At 73.1% G+C, this 16,856-nt stretch carries 18 protein-coding genes; 7 read left to right on the top strand and 11 right to left on the bottom strand.

Annotation, left to right across the window (positions count from 1 at the left end):
- The first annotated feature begins 278 nt into the window (after positions 1 to 278).
- Together ASF20_RS07750 and ASF20_RS07755 are read left to right on the top strand one after the other, a co-directional pair.
- A complete protein-coding gene (locus tag ASF20_RS07750) occupies positions 279 to 2,255 on the top strand; it encodes an autotransporter assembly complex family protein (protein WP_056272658.1) in 1,977 nt (658 codons plus the stop codon).
- Positions 2,255 to 6,586, top strand: coding sequence for a translocation/assembly module TamB domain-containing protein (locus ASF20_RS07755; protein WP_056272660.1), 4,332 nt, complete (start codon positions 2,255 to 2,257; stop codon positions 6,584 to 6,586). The genes ASF20_RS07750 and ASF20_RS07755 overlap by 1 nt, the downstream gene beginning before the upstream one ends.
- A gap of 3 nt (positions 6,587 to 6,589) precedes the next feature.
- On the opposite strand, the gene ASF20_RS07760 is transcribed toward ASF20_RS07755, so the two are convergent.
- Positions 6,590 to 6,778: a hypothetical protein gene (locus ASF20_RS07760; RefSeq protein WP_056272662.1), complete on the bottom strand. Its 189-nt coding sequence runs from the start codon at positions 6,776 to 6,778 to the stop codon at positions 6,590 to 6,592.
- A 109-nt stretch (positions 6,779 to 6,887) separates the two neighbouring features.
- On the opposite strand from ASF20_RS07760, the gene ASF20_RS07765 reads away from it, so the two are divergent.
- The 4 genes from ASF20_RS07765 to ASF20_RS07780 all read left to right on the top strand — a co-directional run bounded on the left by ASF20_RS07765 (position 6,888) and on the right by ASF20_RS07780 (position 8,593).
- The gene (locus ASF20_RS07765) at positions 6,888 to 7,400 is read left to right on the top strand and encodes a peptide deformylase (RefSeq protein WP_056272664.1); all 513 of its coding nucleotides are present in this window, start codon (positions 6,888 to 6,890) and stop codon (positions 7,398 to 7,400) included.
- A gap of 112 nt (positions 7,401 to 7,512) precedes the next feature.
- On the top strand, positions 7,513 to 7,965 hold the full coding sequence (locus ASF20_RS07770) for a hypothetical protein (RefSeq protein WP_200927199.1): 453 nt from the start codon (positions 7,513 to 7,515) through the stop codon (positions 7,963 to 7,965).
- Positions 7,962 to 8,267 (top strand): hypothetical protein, encoded by a 306-nt coding sequence (locus ASF20_RS07775; RefSeq protein ID WP_056272667.1) that lies wholly within the window; start codon positions 7,962 to 7,964, stop codon positions 8,265 to 8,267. The genes ASF20_RS07770 and ASF20_RS07775 overlap by 4 nt, the downstream gene beginning before the upstream one ends.
- A gap of 62 nt (positions 8,268 to 8,329) precedes the next feature.
- Positions 8,330 to 8,593 carry a hypothetical protein gene (locus ASF20_RS07780; RefSeq protein WP_244472747.1) on the top strand — a complete coding sequence of 88 codons (264 nt, stop codon included), beginning with the start codon at positions 8,330 to 8,332 and terminating at the stop codon, positions 8,591 to 8,593.
- A 111-nt stretch (positions 8,594 to 8,704) separates the two neighbouring features.
- Here ASF20_RS07780 and ASF20_RS07785 read toward each other — a convergent pair whose 3' ends face one another.
- The 10 genes from ASF20_RS07785 to ASF20_RS07830 all read right to left on the bottom strand — a co-directional run bounded on the left by ASF20_RS07785 (position 8,705) and on the right by ASF20_RS07830 (position 14,973).
- Entirely contained in the window at positions 8,705 to 8,884 is a 180-nt protein-coding gene (locus ASF20_RS07785; protein ID WP_244472776.1) for a hypothetical protein, read from the bottom strand.
- Positions 8,885 to 9,172: 288 nt separating this feature from the next.
- Complete coding sequence (locus ASF20_RS07790; protein WP_056272669.1) at positions 9,173 to 9,847, bottom strand: HAD family hydrolase; 675 nt, start codon at positions 9,845 to 9,847, stop codon at positions 9,173 to 9,175.
- A 108-nt stretch (positions 9,848 to 9,955) separates the two neighbouring features.
- Positions 9,956 to 10,243 carry a hypothetical protein gene (locus ASF20_RS07795; protein ID WP_056272673.1) on the bottom strand — a complete coding sequence of 96 codons (288 nt, stop codon included), beginning with the start codon at positions 10,241 to 10,243 and terminating at the stop codon, positions 9,956 to 9,958.
- 207 nt (positions 10,244 to 10,450) lie between these two features.
- A complete protein-coding gene (locus tag ASF20_RS07800) occupies positions 10,451 to 10,966 on the bottom strand; it encodes a DUF2934 domain-containing protein (RefSeq protein WP_056272675.1) in 516 nt (171 codons plus the stop codon).
- Between the two features lie 94 nt (positions 10,967 to 11,060).
- Positions 11,061 to 11,321: a hypothetical protein gene (locus ASF20_RS07805; RefSeq protein WP_056211118.1), complete on the bottom strand. Its 261-nt coding sequence runs from the start codon at positions 11,319 to 11,321 to the stop codon at positions 11,061 to 11,063.
- 99 nt (positions 11,322 to 11,420) lie between these two features.
- Positions 11,421 to 11,822: a hypothetical protein gene (locus tag ASF20_RS07810; protein ID WP_056211116.1), complete on the bottom strand. Its 402-nt coding sequence runs from the start codon at positions 11,820 to 11,822 to the stop codon at positions 11,421 to 11,423.
- Positions 11,819 to 12,223 carry a hypothetical protein gene (locus tag ASF20_RS07815; protein WP_056272679.1) on the bottom strand — a complete coding sequence of 135 codons (405 nt, stop codon included), beginning with the start codon at positions 12,221 to 12,223 and terminating at the stop codon, positions 11,819 to 11,821. The genes ASF20_RS07810 and ASF20_RS07815 overlap by 4 nt, the downstream gene beginning before the upstream one ends.
- A 238-nt stretch (positions 12,224 to 12,461) precedes the next feature.
- On the bottom strand, positions 12,462 to 12,917 hold the full coding sequence (locus ASF20_RS07820) for a hypothetical protein (RefSeq protein ID WP_056272682.1): 456 nt from the start codon (positions 12,915 to 12,917) through the stop codon (positions 12,462 to 12,464).
- Positions 12,918 to 12,961: 44 nt separating this feature from the next.
- Positions 12,962 to 14,230, bottom strand: coding sequence for a class I SAM-dependent RNA methyltransferase (locus tag ASF20_RS07825; RefSeq protein ID WP_056272685.1), 1,269 nt, complete (start codon positions 14,228 to 14,230; stop codon positions 12,962 to 12,964).
- Positions 14,227 to 14,973 carry a TlyA family RNA methyltransferase gene (locus ASF20_RS07830; protein ID WP_056273693.1) on the bottom strand — a complete coding sequence of 249 codons (747 nt, stop codon included), beginning with the start codon at positions 14,971 to 14,973 and terminating at the stop codon, positions 14,227 to 14,229. The genes ASF20_RS07825 and ASF20_RS07830 overlap by 4 nt, the downstream gene beginning before the upstream one ends.
- A gap of 248 nt (positions 14,974 to 15,221) precedes the next feature.
- On the opposite strand from ASF20_RS07830, the gene ASF20_RS07835 reads away from it, so the two are divergent.
- Complete coding sequence (locus ASF20_RS07835) at positions 15,222 to 16,799, top strand: CHAD domain-containing protein (protein WP_056272688.1); 1,578 nt, start codon at positions 15,222 to 15,224, stop codon at positions 16,797 to 16,799.
- Positions 16,800 to 16,856 lie beyond the last annotated feature (57 nt).

Below are 16,856 nucleotides of genomic sequence, written 5' to 3' on the forward strand. Positions count from 1 at the left end.
GGGCGGAGCCGGGCCTGCGGCGAACCGCGCAACCACCCCCGCGGCTGGGGGTAGAGCGGTGCACCGCGGTTGCTGCACCGCCGCCGGACCGGTAGGCTGGCGGTCAACATATGTGGGTCCGAAAGGCCCTGGGACAGGACCGGGATACGGGACCGGCAGCGGGGCCGCGGCCCGGAAGGGGATGGGATGGCGAGGCCTGCGACGCAGCGACGAAAGCCGGGAGCGCAGGCGCACCGGGCTCGCCGGAACGGCCATTCGTGACGCGGATTCGGGGGCGGATGCGTCGCGCGTCGGTCTGGAGGCTCGCCTGCTTCGCCTGGCCGCTCGTCCTCGGTTCGGCCGGGGCCGGGCTCGCCGTGGGGCCGGCCCGGGCTTTCGACCTGTTCGGCTTGTTCGGCTCCGAGGAGGAACCGCCGGTCCCGAGCGCGGGCGCCCTGCCCTACACGGTGAAGATCTCGGGCATCGATGACGACGACGTCCTGCGCGCGCTGCAGGACACCTCGACGCTCTATCGCCTGCGCCAGGAGGCGCCGCCGGACGGCGAGGGCCTGGTGCGCCGGGCGGAGGCCGACCAGCGCCGCCTCGCCGACGTGCTCTCGGGCTACGGCTACTACCAGGGCACCGTCGCGATCCGCGTCGACGGCGTCGCGCTGGCCGGCGAGTCCACCGTGGTGGCGGCCGCCCGCGCGGCCGAAGCGTCGCGCTCCCGCGCCCTCGTGCCGGTCAAGGTCGTGGTCGATCCCGGTCCGCTCTACACCCTGCGGTCGATCCGGGCCCGCGACCCCCGGGGCAACCCGTTTCCCGAGGAGGTCCTGCCGGAGCGCTTCACCCGCGTCGGGGACGACGTGCCGGCCCGCTCGGCCACCGTGCTGGCCCGCGAGGCCAAGATCGTCGATCGCTTCCGGGCCCTGGGCCATCCCTTCGCCAAGGCGGTCGCCCGCGACCCCGTGGTGGACGACGCCGCCCACGTCATGGACGTGACCTACACCGTCGATCCCGGGCCGATCGCCGGCCTCGGCGAGGTCGCGGTGCGCGGCACGCAGGACATCGACCCGGCGGTGGTGCGCTCGTTCATCTACGCCGAGCCGGGCGATCCCTATTCGCCCAAGGCCGTGTCGGACATCCGACGCTCGGTCGCCAAGGTCGAGGGGCTGGGCTCGATCCGGGTGCGCGAGGGCGAGACCCTCGATCCGTCCGGCAACCTGCCGATCTTCGTCGACGTCACCGAGCGCGAGAAGAACCTGATCGGCGTCGCGGCCCGCTACTCCACCGTCGACGGGCCCGGCATCCGGGCCTACTACGCCAACCGCAACCTGTTCGGCGGCGGCGAGACCGTCCGGGTCGATGCCGACATCTACTATCTCGGCAACGACCTCTACGCCAAGCAGCGCAAGGCCGCCGGCATCGACTCGAACGGCCTCGGCGGGCGGCTCTCGGCCACCTTCGTCAAGCCGGCTCTCTGGGGCACCCGGAACGACTTCATCGCCAACGTCTTCGTGGGCCGCGAGGCACAGCAATCCTACGTCAGCGACGCGGCCGGCGGCACCGTCGCCCTGCGCCACCGCTTCTCCGACACCTTCTTCGCCCAGGTCGGCCTCGACGGACAGGCCGGGCGCTCGCAGGACGCCCTCGGCAAGGTCGATTACCGCCTCGTCGGCGTGCCGCTCTCCGTGAGCTACGATTCCACCGACAACCTGCTGGATCCGACCGAGGGCGTGCGCCTCACCGCCTCGGCGACGCCCTATGCGGGCTTCCTCGGCTCCGATCCGTCGATCTTCGTCGCCAAGGCGCAGGGCTCGACCTACTACGCCTTCGACGACGAGGGCCGCTACATCCTGGCCGGCCGCATCGGCTTCGGCTCGATCTCGGGGGCGAACCTCGAGGACATCCCGGCCAACATCCGGTTCTTCGCCGGCGGCGGCGGTTCCGTGCGCGGCTTCCCCTACCGGACGCTCGGCCCGCGCGGACCCTTCAACCTGCCCATCGGCGGACGCAGCCTGCTCGAGGCCTCGGTGGAGGCGCGCATCAAGGTCACCGACACCATCGGCGTCGTGCCCTTCATCGACGCGGGCACCGCCTTCGCCGGCAGCCTGCCCGATTTCGACGAGCGCATCCGCTACGCGGTCGGCCTCGGCCTGCGCTACTACACCGGCATCGGCCCGATCCGGGTCGACCTCGCCTTCCCGATGGACCGCATCAAGGGCAACCACGAGCGCCCGGTGGCCCTGTACATCAGCCTGGGGCAGTCCTTCTGATGGGATTCTGGAAGCGTCCGCGCGCGCAGGTCGCCGCCGCCACCCTGTGCCTCTCCGTCTTCGCCGCGACGCCGGCCACCCTGACCTACGCCGACGAGGGCGAGAAGACCGTGCTCGGCGGCCTCCTCTCGAAGGCCCTGTCGACGCCGGGCTCGCGGGTCGCCATCGGGGCCGTGGACGGCGCCCTCTCGTCGGACGCCACCATCCGCGACGTGGCCATCAGCGACGCCAACGGCGTCTGGCTGAAGCTCGACCGGGCGCGCCTGGTCTGGCGCCGCCTCGCCCTGCTCTCCGGCCGCCTGGAGGTGGACAGCCTGGAGGTCGGGCGCCTCGAAGTGCTGCGCCGCCCCCTCCCCGCCCCGGTCTCGGCGACGCCGGAGCCCGACGGATCGCTGCTGCCCGACCTGCCGGTGAAGGTCGAGGTGAAGACCTTCAAGCTGGCCGAACTCGTTCTCGGCGAGGCCCTCGCCGGGCAGCCGGCCCGCCTGACGGCCGAGGGCCGGGCCAAGCTCGGCGCGCCGGCCGAGGGGCTCGACCTCGATGTGGCGGTGCGCCGCCTCGACGCCGAGGGGCGCTTCGGCGCCCGCCTGCTGTTCGTGCCGAAGGGCGAGACCCTGGAGCTGAAGACCACCCTGGTGGAGCCCGCCGGCGGGCTTCTCTCCAAGGCCGCCAACCTCCCCGGCGCGCCCCCGATCAACCTCGACCTCGACGGGCGCGGCACGCTCGACGCCTGGAACGCCCGCCTCGACTTCGATGCCGGGCCGGACCTCGGGGCCCGCGGCACCGCCCGCATCTCCCGCATCGGGGCCGAGCGCCGGCTCGCCCTCGACCTCGCCTCGCGGATCGAGGGCCTGCTGCCCGGCCCGGCGGCGGCGATCTTCTCGGGCACGACCAAGCTCGACGGCGGCCTGCGCTTTTCCGACAGCGGGGCCTTCGGCATCGACCGGCTGGAGCTGACCTCGCTCACGGCCCGGCTCGAGGCCCGGGGTACCCTCACCGCCGACCGGATCGCCGACTTCCTCGTCTCCGCCCGCGCCGTGCCCACCGAGGGCGGCGTCACCAAGGCGGCGGATGCCGAACTCGACACCCTGGTCTTCGATGGCAGCCTGAAGGGGCCGATCGCGCGGCCCGTCGTCAATGGCGTGCTCAAGGCCGCGGGCCTGCGCGCCGGCGGCTCGGCCCTGGAGCGGGTCGACGCCACCCTGTCGATGGCGCCGGCCGGCGCCGATCCCGCCGCCGCCCGCTTCGTACTGGCCGCCGACGCCAAGGTGGACGGCCTGCGCCTCGCCGATCCGGCCCTGCGCCGGGCCATCGGATCGCGGGCCGGGCTGAGCTTCCGGGGTACGCTGCAGCCCGACGGCGTCGTCGACGTCGCCGAATTCAAGCTCGACGGCCCGACGGCCCGGGCCGCCTATGTGGGCCGGATCGGGCAGAACACCCTCGCGGGCACGCTCGATGCGGCGCTGTCCGACCTCGCGGCCTTTTCGGAGGTGGCCGGGCGGCCGCTCGCCGGCACCCTGACGGCGCGGGCGGCGCTGAGCGGCGACCCGGCCCGCAAGGCGGTGAACGCCGATCTGGACCTGCGCACCGCGGGCCTCGTCCTGTCCCTGCCGGCCCTCGACCGGACCCTCGGCCCCTCGCCGCGCTTCAGCGGCCGCCTGTCGCAGGTCTATGACGGCTACGCCTTCGAGAACGCCCGCCTCGAGGGCGCCGAGATCGTCGGGCGCCTGGAGGGCCGCGCCACCGCGCGCCTCGCCGACGCCAAGCTGCTGGTCGACCTGAAGGACCTGTCGACCCTCGACCCGAAGCTGTCCGGCCGCGCGCTCCTCGACGGGCGCCTCACCGGCACCCTGGAGAAGCCCGACCTCACCGCCACGCTCACCGCCGACGACGCGCGCGCCCTCGGTCGCCCCTTACGCGACCTCCGGGTCGAGACGGCGCTGACGGACGTCACCGGCGCCCTCGACGGCACCCTGCGCCTGTCCGGCGCGGTGGGCGGAAAGGCCCTGCGCGGGGACGCCCACGTCGTCCGGCCCGCCCCCGACGCCTGGGTCCTCGACCGCCTCGCCTTCGGCCTCGGCTCGGTCACCCTCGACGGGCACGCCGCCCTCGACGCCCGCACCTTCCTCACCGAGGGGGCGCTGGCCCTCAAGGCCGGGAATCTCGACGACCTCGCGCCCCTCGCGCTGACACCGATGGCGGGCAACGTCGAGGCCGCCGTCACCCTGTCCCGCGCGGGTGGGCGCCAGGACGCCGGCATTCGGGCGAACGGGGCGTCCCTGCGCTTCGGCGAATTCGCCTTGTCGCGCCTTGACGCCGACCTCACCGGGCGGGACCTGCTCGGCCGGCCCATCGTCGACGGGCGGGTGAACGCCGACCGCCTCCTCGCCTCCGGGCAGAGCCTCGACACCGTGCGTCTCGTCGCCGTGGGCTCGCCGAGCGCCAGCGACATCACCCTGACGGCCAAGGCCCGGGGCTTCGACCTCGACGGCGCCGCCCGTCTCGTGCCGGGCGAGCGCACCCGCATCGACCTGTCGCGCTTCTCCGCCGCGCGGGGTGGGGACCGCTTCGCCCTGGCCGGCCCCGCGAGCGTGACCCTCGACGGAGGCTCGGCCGTGATCGACAACCTCGTGGTGTCCGCCGGTAGCGGCCGCCTCAGCCTGTCGGGCCGGGTCGGCGAGGCCCTCGACCTCAAGCTCGGCATCCGCAGCCTGCCCCTCGCCCTGGCGCGGATCGCCGCGCCCAACCTCGCCCTCTCCGGAACCCTCGACGGCGAGGCGGACCTGCGCGGCTCCGCCAACCGGCCCGAGGGCCGCTACGCCCTGACGGTCGCCCGCCTCGTCACGCCCGAGACCCGCAAGGCCGGCCTGCCGCCCATCGACGCCCGGGCGAGCGGCACGGTGAGCGACGGACGCGCCGGGATCGACGGACGGGTTTTCGCCGGGCGCGGCGCCGAGCTGACGGTGACCGGCTCCCTGCCGGTGGCCCCCGGCGAGGCGCTGGCGGTGAAGCTGCGCGGCACCCTCGACGCGGCGCTCGCCAACAGCCTCCTCAGCGTCGGCGGCCAGCGCGTCGCCGGGCGCATCGCCCTCGACGCCGGTGTGACCGGCACCCTCGCGGCCCCCCGCGCCGAGGGCAGCGCCACCCTGACGGGCGGTTCCTTCACCGATCCGCTCCAGGGCATTCGCCTGACCAACATCGAGGGACGGGTCACCGGCCGGGGCGACACCCTGGTGGTGGAGCGCCTGACGGCGCTGACCCGCAACGGCGGAAGCCTGCGCGGCGACGGCCGGGTGGCGCTCGATCCCGCCGCCGGCTTCCCGGGCTCGCTCCGGGTCTCGGCCGAGCGGGCGGAGCTCGTCTCCAGCCCGCTGATGACGGCCGTGGCGAGCCTCAACCTTGCGCTCACGGGGCCACTGGCCCGAACCCCGAAGGTGGCGGGCCGGATCGACCTCGTCTCCGTCGACGTCTCGGTGCCGGACCGCCTGCCCGCCACGGTGCAGCCCCTGCCCGAGATCCGTCGCGTGAACACGCCCCCGGAGGTGCGCGCCCGCCTCGCCGCCCGGGCCGACCGCCGCGCCAAGGTCGCGGCCCTGGGCAAGCGGGGCAAGGTCGCCCCTCCCTTCGACGCCACCCTCGACGTCGCCGTGAACGCCCCCAACCGCATCTTCGTGCGCGGTCGCGGCATCGATGCCGAACTCGGCGGCGCCCTCCGGATCACCGGCTCCTCGCGGGATCCCGTCGCCACCGGCGATTTCGAGATGCGCCGCGGCCGCCTCAGCGTGGTCGGCCAGCGCCTCGACTTCACCCGCGGGCGCCTGACCTTCGGCGGCGAGATCGCCACGCCGGATCTCGACTTCATCGCCGAGACCAAGGCCGCCGAGGTCACGGCGCGGATCGCCGTGACGGGTCCGGCCAACCAGCCGAGCTTCCTCCTCACGTCGGACCCGAGCCTGCCGCAGGACGAGGTGCTCTCGCGCCTGCTGTTCAAGAAGGCCTCGGGGGGCCTGTCGCCGTTCCAGGCCCTGCAGCTCGCGCAGGCCGTGGCCCAGTTCTCCGGCGGGGCCGGCGGCGTCGACGTCTTCGAGCAGGCCCGCAAGGGCCTCGGGCTCGACAGCCTCGACGTCTCCACCGGCGCCAGCGGCGGACCGGCGCTGGGCGCCTCGCGCTATCTCAGCGACCGCCTCAGCGTCGGCGTGAAGGCGGGCGCCAAGCCCGCCGACACGGCGGCGACGGTGGATTACGACGTGACCCGGCGCATCAAGATCCAGGGCGAGGCCGGCAGCGATGGCCGCACCGCGGTGGGCGTCGGGGCCGAGTGGGAATATTGACGCTCAGCGCTTGAGCCAGAGGGACTGGCCGATGCCGCTGAGCGGTTCGTGGAAATGCGTGACCAGGACGATCGCCCAGAGCAGGCCGAGGATCGTGGTGAGGGCGACGAGGATGACCTCGCCGGACTCGCGCAGCCTCAGGAATCGGTGGGCCCCCTTGGGCGATGGGGTCTCGGTGCGTTGCCGTGCCATTCCGTCTCCGGGTCGAGCTTGTCATCCATCGAACGCCGCAAGCCGCGGGCCAGGAACCCGCGTCCGGGTCGCCCTCGCGCAACCGTGACGTCCCCCATCCCGCTCCGGAATGACCCTCGTGTCCGCCTCCTCCCTCTTGATCTATCCCGATCCCCGCCTCAGGCTCGTGGCGGCTTCGGTCGCCCGGTTCGATGACGCCCTGCGCGAATCCGCCCGTGACCTCGAGGCGGTGATGCTGGCGGTCTCCGCCCTCGGGCTCACCCTGCCGCATATCGGGCAGGGCCAGCGCCTGGTGCTGTTGCGGATGGAGCCCGGCGAGCCGGTGACCGCCTACGTGAACCCGGAGATCGTCTGGGCCTCCCCCGAGCGCGGACCGCAGCAGGAAGGCAGTGTCTCGATGCCGGGGGTGATGGACGTGGTCGACCGGGCCGTGAGGGTCCGGGTTCGCTACCGCGACCTCGAGGGCGCCGAGCACGAAGAGGACGCCGAGGGATTCCGGGCGGCCTGCCTCCAGCACGAGATCGACCAGCTCGACGGGATCTTCTGGATCGAGCGCCTCTCCCGCCTGCGCCGGGACCGGGCGATCAGGCGCTTCGCCAAGCTGCGCCGGTCAGGCTCCTGAAAGCGCTGCCGCCATGCGGCGGAATGGCCGCGAGCGCGTTATGGCTTGGCGGCCCGCCCTCCTCCCGAGAGGCCGGCCGCCGATCACGTTCGTTTCTGCCGAGAATTTCCCGATGCGTTCGATCCGACCTCTCCTGCTCGCCCTGGCGGTCGCCGGCACGGCGCAGGCGACCATCCGGGAGGCCCCGGCTGCGCCGGCCCCCGTACCGGTTCCGGCGATCGGATGCGCGTCCCTGGCGAACCTGCGGCTGCTCCTGCGCGAGAGCAAGGACGTGGTGGCCACCGCCGTCGCGCGCCTCACCGACGACAAGGCCGACCACCTCGGCTGCCAGGTCGTTGCGCGCGATGCGGTGGCGGGCATCGCCGAGCACCTGACCCTGAACGGCAGCGCCTACGATTGCCTGACCCTGCGCACCACAAGCGTCTGCCATTGGGTCGTCGCCGGCACGGTCAAGCCCACCGAGGCCGTGGCGAAGCCTCGCGCGGGCGAGAAATCCAAGGCGGCCGACAAGGCCACCGACAGAACGTCCGACAAACCCGCCGCACCGGAGAAGAGCCGCCGATGACCCGACCTTTGCGCGTCCTCCCCCTGGCCCTCCTCCTCGGCCTCGCCGCCGGCACCGCCGCCCGCGCCCAGCCGGTCGAACCCACCGACGTCATCGCCTGCAAGACCCTGGTCGCGTTGCGGGTCCTGATGGCCAGCGGCGACCGGGCTGCCGCGGAGGCGGTCCTGCCGCAGCATCCGGATTGCCGACGGATCGCGCGTGCGCGCATCGGCGCCGCGGAGCACCGCGCCATGGTCGGCGGGGCCCCGTTCGAGTGCCTTACCGTGGCGAACGAGGCCGGTTGCGCCTGGGTGATGCCCTGACGGGCACGCCGAAACGACGTCACCACCACGACAGCAGGGGGAACAGGATGCGGACAACAGGGATGTGGCGTGGGCCGGCGCTCGCATTGACGCTCTCGGCCATCGCCTCGGTAGCCATGGCTCACGCGGCTTCGGCGCAGGGGGAATCCACGCCGATCCAGAGTCCGCAGGACGCGGCCTGCCGCACGGAGGCCCGCGACCGGGTGTTCTCGACGCCCGACCCGAAGGGGCTCGGCCTCTACGCGATCGGCCGTCAGCTCTACTTCGCCTGCATGAAGCGCGCCCAGCCGGGGCCTCGCCGCCGGGAGCGGGCGCGCGCCTCGTAGGATCCGGCGGGTTCATCCTGAACCTCGCGGACTCCCGATTCCGGTCAGGTCGTCCGTCTCTTCGGGATCACCGGTTTCCGCTGATCCCCGACAAACGCGAAGGCGGTGCGATCAGACGCTGAGGGGCGCGCCGATCCGGGCCCGGAGGACGTGCCGGAGGTTCTCGTTGTCGTTGGTGTCCGCGTCGAGGGCGGCCATCAGGCGAAGCAGCCGGCTGATCGGCGTGGTGCGGTCCTCGACCGCCGCGTCGATGAGCGCCCGAAGGGGAACAGGCTCGCTGGCCGGGTGCATTTTCAGGTTCGTCTGGGCCGGCTGGGGCATGGTCCGCGGATCCGTGGCGTGATCAGGCGCGATCACGGGCGGCTCGCTACGCCATCGAAGGACCCGGCGCCAGGGTTTTTTGCCATCTATCCATAGCCGGCACGCAATCCTGCCCTGCGCCACGGAACAAAGCGGGATTACGCGGGAAATGTGTGGATCGGTGCAGATCCCACGCGTCGCGTGGCCGGTTTGCCACCGGGCCCGTCCGAATCGACAGGCCCGGATCGAAACCGCTGCGCCGGGATCCCGGTCGCCGGATCACCGAGCCAGCGGCGAGGCGGCGTAGCCGTCGAGAAGGTCCTGCGGATCCTTGTAGAGGGCGATGCAGCCGGACGCGTTCAGGTCGGCTTCCGGAAAACCGCCGCAGAGAACTCCGATGGTCGGAAGGCCGGCCTTCCCCGCCGCCTCGGCGTCGTAGGGCGTGTCGCCGATCACCACGGCCTGCGCCGCCGTGATCGGGGCAAGCTTTGTCAGGGCGGCCTCGAAGATGTCGGGGAAGGGCTTCGAGCGTTCGACGTCGTCCGAACTGACCACCACGTCGGTGAGGTCCTCGACCCCCATCAGGGTTTGGTAGTGCTCCACCTCCTTCGCCTTGCCGGAGGAGGCCAGGGCGAGGGTCAGGTCCTGGGCCTTCAGGTGCTCGAACAGGGCCCGGACGCCGGGGAAGGGCTTCACCTTCGAGAGATAGTCGCGCTTGAACAGGTCGGAGCGGTAGGCCTCGATCGTCTTGCCCTCGCGCTCCACCCGCTCCGGGTCGAGGAAGACCGGCAGCAACTGGTCGCCGCCCTTGCCGATCTGGCTCCGGGCCCGGTCGTGGCTGACGGTGACGCCGAAATGCGCGAAGGCGTCCACCCAGGCCTGGGCATGGAGGTCGACGCTGTCGAGCAGGGTTCCGTCGATATCGAAGATCACCGCCCGTACGGTCTTGGTCATCGCGTCATCCCGAACCGGTTGCACGCCGGCGGACAGGCCGGGGCTCCCTGGGCGAACGGATGGCTCTCCCGGCCGTTCCGCCGGGATGGCGGGATTCGTGGAGCGGGCTCAGCGGGGAAAGATGTGCAGGCCGTCGTCGGGCAGGAGGTTGCGGGCCGGACCGCCGGTCTGCTGGCCGCGGCCCTGCTGGTAATAGGGCAGCTCCGGACGGCGATCGTTGTCGCCGCCGGAATCATACTCGTAGGGCTTGCTCCAGGGCGCCCGTCCGCCGACGCCGCCGGTGGTGTCGACGTCGAGGAGCGCGGGGCCGCCGCGCAGGCCGCCGGGTCCCGCCAGGGCGGCGAGCGGCAGGCCGGCCACCCCGAGGGCCAGAAGGGTCGCGATCGTCGTCTTCATGGAAGCCTCGCCTGGGAAGGCGCACGGCCCTCAGGGCCGCGGCCACGTCTCTGGATGTGGCGTGACAACGGTCAAGGTTTTCCTTCGTTCCGGCGTCCCTCGCGTGGAGGCGGCCTCCGCGGCCAGCGAAAAGCCCGCCCCACCGGTCCGGTGAAGCGGGCTCTGATTCGTCCGGGGGCGGGGCCGGAAGGCTCCGGCCCGCATGTCTCAGTGAACGGTGGCGACGCTCTCGACCACGCGGCCGCGGGCGGGAGCCCGGGGCGTCTTGGTCACCGCAGCCTTGGCCACGGCAGCCTTGGCCACGGCCGCCTTGGCGATAGTGGCCTTCTCGGCGGCGGGCGTCTTGGCAGCGGCGGTCTTGGCAGCGGCGGTCTTGACAGGGGCGGTCTTGGCAGCGGCGGTCTTGGCAGCGGGCGCCTTCGCGGCCACCGGCTTGGTGGCCTTCGTGTCGGCGGCGGCCTTCGCCTTCGTCTCGACCTTGGCGCCGGCGCTGCGGCTGCGGCTCGGCTTGGCCTTGAGGGTCTCGGCGAGGACGGCGGCCGGGCTGGCCGAGAGGGTGACGTCCGCGGTGGCGGCCTGGATCACCTCGATGCCCATCCGCGACGGGGTCAGGAGCTCGATCTCGGCGCGCAGCCAGTGCGCCTCCGCCTGGCCGAACACGCGGCCCTCGTCTTCCCAGATGTAATAGGCGCGTTCGCGCACCTGCTGCTCGAAGGGGTTCATGCTGTCTCCTCGTCCGATCGGTTCCGACGTCCCGGGCGAGGATGAAACCGGATGGTTAAGCGTGCGTTAACCGCCCCGGCATGGCAGCGGGTGCTCAGCCCTGGGACAGGCGCCGGGCGTTCGCGCGGACCTTCCGCCGGTAGCCGGCCACGACCCCGGCGGTAGAGCCGCCGGTGGCGATCAGCAGGGCGGCCTCCTGGGCGGCCATGATCTTCTCGGTGACCATGTGCTGGGCCTCGGCCTGGGCCGCGGCACCGCCCGTCGCCAGCTTGGCGAGGCGCAGGGCGATGACCTGCTGCGATTCCATCGCGAGCAGGGTCGCGTCCATGCCGAGCTTCCACCACGAACCGAACATCAGCATCCACTCTCAAGATAGGTCGCGCCGAGCCGGCCTGGCGGCTCGGCCTCACCGAGACGGTCCCGCGCCCGGTATCCGTGCTGGGGACCCGTTCGCTCAGTCGAACAGGCGGTTCTTCGCGCCGGAGCCTCCGAGGCTGATCTTCTTGGTGCCCGATCCGCCGAGGCTGATCTTCTTCGGCGGGGCGGCGGCCGGGCTCGGCGTCGCCGGACGCGCCGGCTTCAGGCGGGACTGGCCGTAGACCACCGAACCGATCTCGTCGGCGACGCGCACGAGATCCTCGCGCTCGCAGGCCCGCGCGACCCGCAGGCCGAGCTGGTGCATGTGGCTCTTGCCGTAGAGGTAGACGGCGAGGCGCGCGCGCGTCGTCGTGGACATCGCCTCCAGGATCTCCGGCAGGTCCTCCTCGTCCGCCCGGTAGACCTGGCCGAGGAGTTCGAGGGAGACCGGGCAATCCGGATCTGGAACGGCGCCGCTGGTCGGGTGAGCCTGCGTCATGGGGCATCTGCCTGTGCGAGGGGCGGAGGGAGAACGGCCGGCGAATCGGCCGCGAGGGGCGTAAGGCCGCCCGCATCGGCGCGGGCGGGCGGTGCGGCGACCGGCACCGAGGAGGGCGGCACGGCCGCGAGGCAGCCGGTGCAGACCGAGGCGATGGCGATGCGGGACCGGGCTTCGGCCCGCTGCCAGACCGCCTCGCTGCGGGCCCGCGCCGCCTGGGCCGCGGCGTCGTCGAAGGCGCCGGACCCACCGGAGCCGACGCTCGCCTCGCCGCCGGGGCGGATGCGGATGAACAGCGGTTCCTCAGCGAGGGCCGGGCCGCCCGTCAGGACCCCGATAGCAGGCGCGAGGGCGGTCAGGCTACCCGCGATCGCCAGGGCTGCGGAACGGGAACGGGGCATCGGCTCCTCGGTGCGATTCGACGGCGTGGGGATCGGCCATGCCGGCCGCCATCGTTCGGCTGAACAGGGTTAACGATGTCTGAAGCGAACCGGATGCCGCAGCGGCAGCGCGTCCGCTCGACCCACGGCGCCCGGGCGGCCTAACAGGACGCCATGGAACCGAACGTCTACCTCCTGCTGGCCGCAGCCCTCCTGTATTCCGGCTACATGGTCCTCGCCATGAGGTCCTGAACGAGGCTCAGCGGCGCTCGTCGCGCTCGATCACCGCGCAGGCGGTGACGGGCGCTTCGCGCGATCCGGAGAGGGAGCAGGTCACGAGGACCTTCCCGGCATCGACGTTGCTGTGCCGCGTCGTGGCGGCGGCGGTGCGGGCCGTCCGGGCCGCCTGCGCCAAGTCCTCGGACGCGAGGCCCGTGACGGCGTGGCCGGCCCGTCCGAACAGATCGAAGTAGCCAGCGGGGAGCGGCGTGCCCCGGAACTGGACGCCGGTGGCCGAGAGCTCGCCGCAGGCCAGCGTCATCCCGATCCCGTCGGGGGCGCTGAATTCCGCGAAGTCCGCCGTCCGCTTGACCAGGGTGGCCTGGGTCTCGGCCACCACCCGGTCGATGAAATCTCCGCAGGAATCCGCCGCGGCGGGTCCGGCGAGGGCGAAAAGGCCGAGGGTCGCGGCCAGGGTGGGACGAATCACGCGCATGACCTTCTACCTAAGAGCGGCCCGGCGGTTGTCGAGCGCTGCGGCTACAGGCGCTTGCGGGGTGGTGGCGGGCGGCGGAAAACCCCGACCATCTCGAGATGGCCCGAATAGGCGAACTGGTCGACCGGAATCACCCGCTCCAGGGTGTAGCCGCCCGACACCAGGGTCGCGGCATCCCGCGCGAAGGTGCCGGCGTCGCAGGCGATCCCGATCACCAGGGGCACCTTCGATTCGGCGATCCGGGCCGCCTGCGCGCCCGCGCCCGCACGGGGCGGATCGAACACCACGGCATCGTAGGCGTCGAGTTCGAGGGCCAGCAGCGGCCGGCGGAACAGGTCGCGGCGCTCGGTGGTGACCCGGCGCAGGCCCGGCACCGCCCGCACGGCCCGGTCGAGGCTGGCCAGGGCCGCCGCCTCGCCCTCGACGGCATGGACGTCCCGGCTGCGCGCCATGGCGAGGCTGAACGGTCCGCTGCCGGAGAACAGGTCGACGACCCGCTTCGTCTTCTTGTCGAGGGCCGCCACCACGGCCTCGGTCAGCACCCGCTCGCCCTCCTCCGTGGCCTGGAGGAAACCGCCGGCCGGCGGCACCAGCCGCAGGCCCGCGCTGGTGACCGCCGGAGCCCGGCGCTCCACCAGCACCTCTCCGTGCAGCGAGAGGCGCGCGAGGTCGAGGTCTCCGGCGAGGCGTACCAGCGCCGCGCGGACTCCCTCGGCCGCGGGTCCGTGCCCGCGGATGTCGACGTCGAGGCCGGCCTCGGTGGCGCTGACGGCGACGTCGAGGGGCTTGCGGCCGTGCCCGAGCGGCGCGCTCAGGGCCGTCGCCACCTGGGGCGCCCGGTGCAGGGCCGCCACGGTGATCGGGCAATGGTCGATGGTGACGAGGTCGTGGCTGCGCGCCGCCATCAGCCCGGCCTGCGCCCGGCCCTCGATGGCCCGCACGTGCAGGGTGAGGCGCCGCCGCCCGGCCCCGCGGGCATCGACCAGCGGCTCCGGTGAGACGGCGAGCCCCGCATGGGACAGCGCCTGGACGAGGTGGTCCCGCTTCCAGGCGGCGTAGGGCCCGGGCGCGAGGTGCTGCACGGTGCAGCCGCCGCAGGTGCCGAAATACGGGCAGAACGGCGCGATGCGATCCGGCGAGGCGTGCAGAACATCGACGAGCGTCCCGCGCGTGCCCGCCCGCAGCACCGTGACGCGCTCCCCCGGCAGCGCCAGGGCGACGGCGGTGCCGTCCTCGGCCAGCCCGTCGCCGCGGGCGCCGAGGCGGCGGATCTCCAGGGTCTCGGGGGTCGGCTGGGTGTCCGGCTCTGTCATGGTCGTGGGTCCAGGCGCGCCCCGATCAGGAACTCGCGGTTGCCGTCGCCGCCGGCGACGGGTGACGGGATGAGGCCGAGGATCTGAAGCCCCAGAGCCTCGAGGGCGGCGCGGATCTCGGCGCAGACGGCGTCGTGGATGGCGGGATCGCGGACGATCCCGCCGCGCCCGACCCGGTCGCGCCCGGCCTCGAATTGCGGCTTGATCAGCGCCGCGAGGTCGGCACCGGAGGCCAGCAGCGGCAGGAGGGCCGGCAGGATCAGCCGGAGGGAGATGAAACTGACATCGATGGCGCAGAGGTCCGGGGGGCGCGGGATCGCGGCGCGGTCGAGGCTGCGGGCATCGGTGCCCTCCAGGCTGGTGACGCGTGCGTCGTCCCGGAGGGAGACGTGGAGCTGGTCGCGTCCCACGTCGACGGCGTAGACGTGGGCGGCGCCCCGCGCCAGCAGCGCGTCGGTGAAGCCGCCGGTCGAGGCCCCGACATCGAGGCAGACGCGGCCGGCCGGGTCGAAGCCGAAGGCGTCGAGGGCGGCATCGAGCTTCAGCCCGCCGCGGGATACGAACGGATGGGGGGCGGACGCCACGAGGCGCGCGTCCCGGGCGAGGAGGTCGGAGGCCCGCGTCACCGGCTGGTCGTCCGCCCGGACGAGACCCGCCGCGATGGCGGCCTGGGCCCGGGCGCGGCTCTCGAAGAGGCCCCGTTCCACCAGCAGGCGGTCGGCCCTCAGCCGCTCCCGATTCATCACCACGCCCAACGAGTCTCGTTCCCGCCGGCCCCGGGCCGGTTCCTCCCGCTACACCACTCGGCGCCGGCGGCGAATGAAAATCGTCACGAATTCAGTCGCGCGTCCGGGTCGCCCTGCTCCATAACTGACGACGGTGGCTGGTGATTCCGCACGGAACGGTTGCCGCGGGCCGGGCTTGTCCCGATCGCTGGGGGCCCGCCGCACCGTCGGGGACGACGGATCGGGGCCGAAACTTGGGACACATCATGGTCGCGCCGCGTGAGATCGAGTTGAAGCTGGAATGCGAGGGCAGCGACCTCGCGGAGCTGAGCCGCCATCCCTTCCTGCAGGCGGAAGGCTCGGAGGACTCCCGCTTCCTCACCTCAACCTACTTCGACACGGCCGCCGGCGACCTGCGTGCGGCCGGGCTGACCCTGCGGGTCCGCCGCGACGGCGAGACGTTCGTCCAGACCGTGAAGGCCGCCGCCACCGCCCCCGGCCTGTTCGACCGCTCGGAATGGGAGGCGCCCGTCGCGGGGAACGCGCCCGACCTGGCGCAGGTCTCCGAGACGCCGGTGCCGGAGGTGCTGGCGGGCGCCGAGGCGCCGGAGCTGTCCTCCACCTTCGCCACCCTGGTGGAGCGGCGCAGCCGCCTGGTGCGCTACGGAGCCTCGCGGATCGAGGTCGCCTTCGACGAGGGTCGGATCGAGACCCCGAACGGCGACGCGCCCCTGTGGGAGCTCGAACTCGAACTCAAGGAGGGCCGGTCGGAGGACCTGTTCACCCTGGCCCAGGCCCTGGCCGAGACCGTGCCGCTCCGCCTCGGGGCACTGAGCAAGTCGGCCCGCGGCTTCAGCCTCCGCGACGGCACCCTGCGGCGCCCGAGCAAGGCGCGGCCGGTTTCGCTGGCACCGGACGCCACGGCCGGCGAGGCCTTCCGCGCCATCGCCTTCGCCTGCCTGTCCCACCTGCGCCTCAACGAGGACGTCTTCCTGCACAACCGGGACGTGGAGGCGCTGCACCAGCTGCGGGTCGCCCTGCGCCGCCTGCGTTCGGCCCTCACCCTGTTCAAGCCGGTCCTGGCGCAGGACGCGACGGCCGCGACCCTGCGCGACGAGATCAAGCGCATCACCGAACCCTTCGGCCACGCCCGGAACCTCGACGTGTTCCTGGCCGAGACCCTGCCGGCCGAGATGGCCAGGCGCCCGGACGAGGCCGGTCTCGACGACCTGCGCCGGCGCCTCGAGGCGGAGCGGGACCGCGCCCATGACGGCGTCCTCGCCACCCTGGAATCGCAGGAATGGCGCGGCCTGGTCCTCGACGTCGCCGCCTGGCTGGAGACCGGCACCTGGCGGACCGGACCGGCCGCCCCGGACCGCGAAGTGCCGGACCGCGGAGTGCCGGCGCGCGACTTGCCGGCGCGCGACTTCGCCGCCGAGGTGCTCGACAAGGCCCTGCGCCGCATCCGGAAGCGCGGCCGCCACCTCGACCGCCAGGAGGCCGAGGAGCGGCACCGCGTCCGGATCGAGGCGAAGAAGCTTCGCTACGGCGCGGAGTTCTTCGCCAGCCTCTACACCGAAAAGAAGCTGCGCAAGCGCCACAAGGCCTTCGTCTCGGCCCTGTCCGACCTGCAGGACCATCTCGGCAGCCTCAACGACCAGGCCACCGCCCACACGGTGCTGGCCAGCCTCGTGGCGGTGCCCGACCCGCAGGAGATCCCCGGCGAGACGGCCTTCGCCGCGGGCCTTGCGGCCGGCGACAACGAGGCCGACGGCCGGAAGCTGCTGAGAGCGGCCGCCGAGGCCCATGGGGACCTCGTGGCGGTCAAGCCGTTCTGGCGCTGAGGCGCCAACGCTGAGGCGCCAACGCTGAGGCGCCAACGCTGAGGCGCCAACGCTGAG

The sequence above is a fragment of the Methylobacterium sp. Leaf88 genome (genome assembly GCF_001422795.1).
GTDB lineage: Bacteria > Pseudomonadota > Alphaproteobacteria > Rhizobiales > Beijerinckiaceae > Methylobacterium.

What these genes read in the sequence shown, in the direction of transcription:
- ASF20_RS07750 (WP_056272658.1), top strand. Translation starts at nt 279, where the DNA reads ATGCGTCGCGCGTCGGTCTGGAGGCTCGCCTGCTTCGCCTGGCCGCTC.
- ASF20_RS07755 (WP_056272660.1), top strand. Translation starts at nt 2,255, where the DNA reads ATGGGATTCTGGAAGCGTCCGCGCGCGCAGGTCGCCGCCGCCACCCTG.
- ASF20_RS07760 (WP_056272662.1), bottom strand. Translation starts at nt 6,778, where the DNA reads ATGGCACGGCAACGCACCGAGACCCCATCGCCCAAGGGGGCCCACCGA.
- ASF20_RS07765 (WP_056272664.1), top strand. Translation starts at nt 6,888, where the DNA reads ATGACCCTCGTGTCCGCCTCCTCCCTCTTGATCTATCCCGATCCCCGC.
- ASF20_RS07770 (WP_200927199.1), top strand. Translation starts at nt 7,513, where the DNA reads ATGCGTTCGATCCGACCTCTCCTGCTCGCCCTGGCGGTCGCCGGCACG.
- ASF20_RS07775 (WP_056272667.1), top strand. Translation starts at nt 7,962, where the DNA reads ATGACCCGACCTTTGCGCGTCCTCCCCCTGGCCCTCCTCCTCGGCCTC.
- ASF20_RS07780 (WP_244472747.1), top strand. Translation starts at nt 8,330, where the DNA reads ATGTGGCGTGGGCCGGCGCTCGCATTGACGCTCTCGGCCATCGCCTCG.
- ASF20_RS07785 (WP_244472776.1), bottom strand. Translation starts at nt 8,884, where the DNA reads ATGCACCCGGCCAGCGAGCCTGTTCCCCTTCGGGCGCTCATCGACGCG.
- ASF20_RS07790 (WP_056272669.1), bottom strand. Translation starts at nt 9,847, where the DNA reads ATGACCAAGACCGTACGGGCGGTGATCTTCGATATCGACGGAACCCTG.
- ASF20_RS07795 (WP_056272673.1), bottom strand. Translation starts at nt 10,243, where the DNA reads ATGAAGACGACGATCGCGACCCTTCTGGCCCTCGGGGTGGCCGGCCTG.
- ASF20_RS07800 (WP_056272675.1), bottom strand. Translation starts at nt 10,966, where the DNA reads ATGAACCCCTTCGAGCAGCAGGTGCGCGAACGCGCCTATTACATCTGG.
- ASF20_RS07805 (WP_056211118.1), bottom strand. Translation starts at nt 11,321, where the DNA reads ATGTTCGGTTCGTGGTGGAAGCTCGGCATGGACGCGACCCTGCTCGCG.
- ASF20_RS07810 (WP_056211116.1), bottom strand. Translation starts at nt 11,822, where the DNA reads ATGACGCAGGCTCACCCGACCAGCGGCGCCGTTCCAGATCCGGATTGC.
- ASF20_RS07815 (WP_056272679.1), bottom strand. Translation starts at nt 12,223, where the DNA reads ATGCCCCGTTCCCGTTCCGCAGCCCTGGCGATCGCGGGTAGCCTGACC.
- ASF20_RS07820 (WP_056272682.1), bottom strand. Translation starts at nt 12,917, where the DNA reads ATGCGCGTGATTCGTCCCACCCTGGCCGCGACCCTCGGCCTTTTCGCC.
- ASF20_RS07825 (WP_056272685.1), bottom strand. Translation starts at nt 14,230, where the DNA reads ATGACAGAGCCGGACACCCAGCCGACCCCCGAGACCCTGGAGATCCGC.
- ASF20_RS07830 (WP_056273693.1), bottom strand. Translation starts at nt 14,973, where the DNA reads ATGAATCGGGAGCGGCTGAGGGCCGACCGCCTGCTGGTGGAACGGGGC.
- ASF20_RS07835 (WP_056272688.1), top strand. Translation starts at nt 15,222, where the DNA reads ATGGTCGCGCCGCGTGAGATCGAGTTGAAGCTGGAATGCGAGGGCAGC.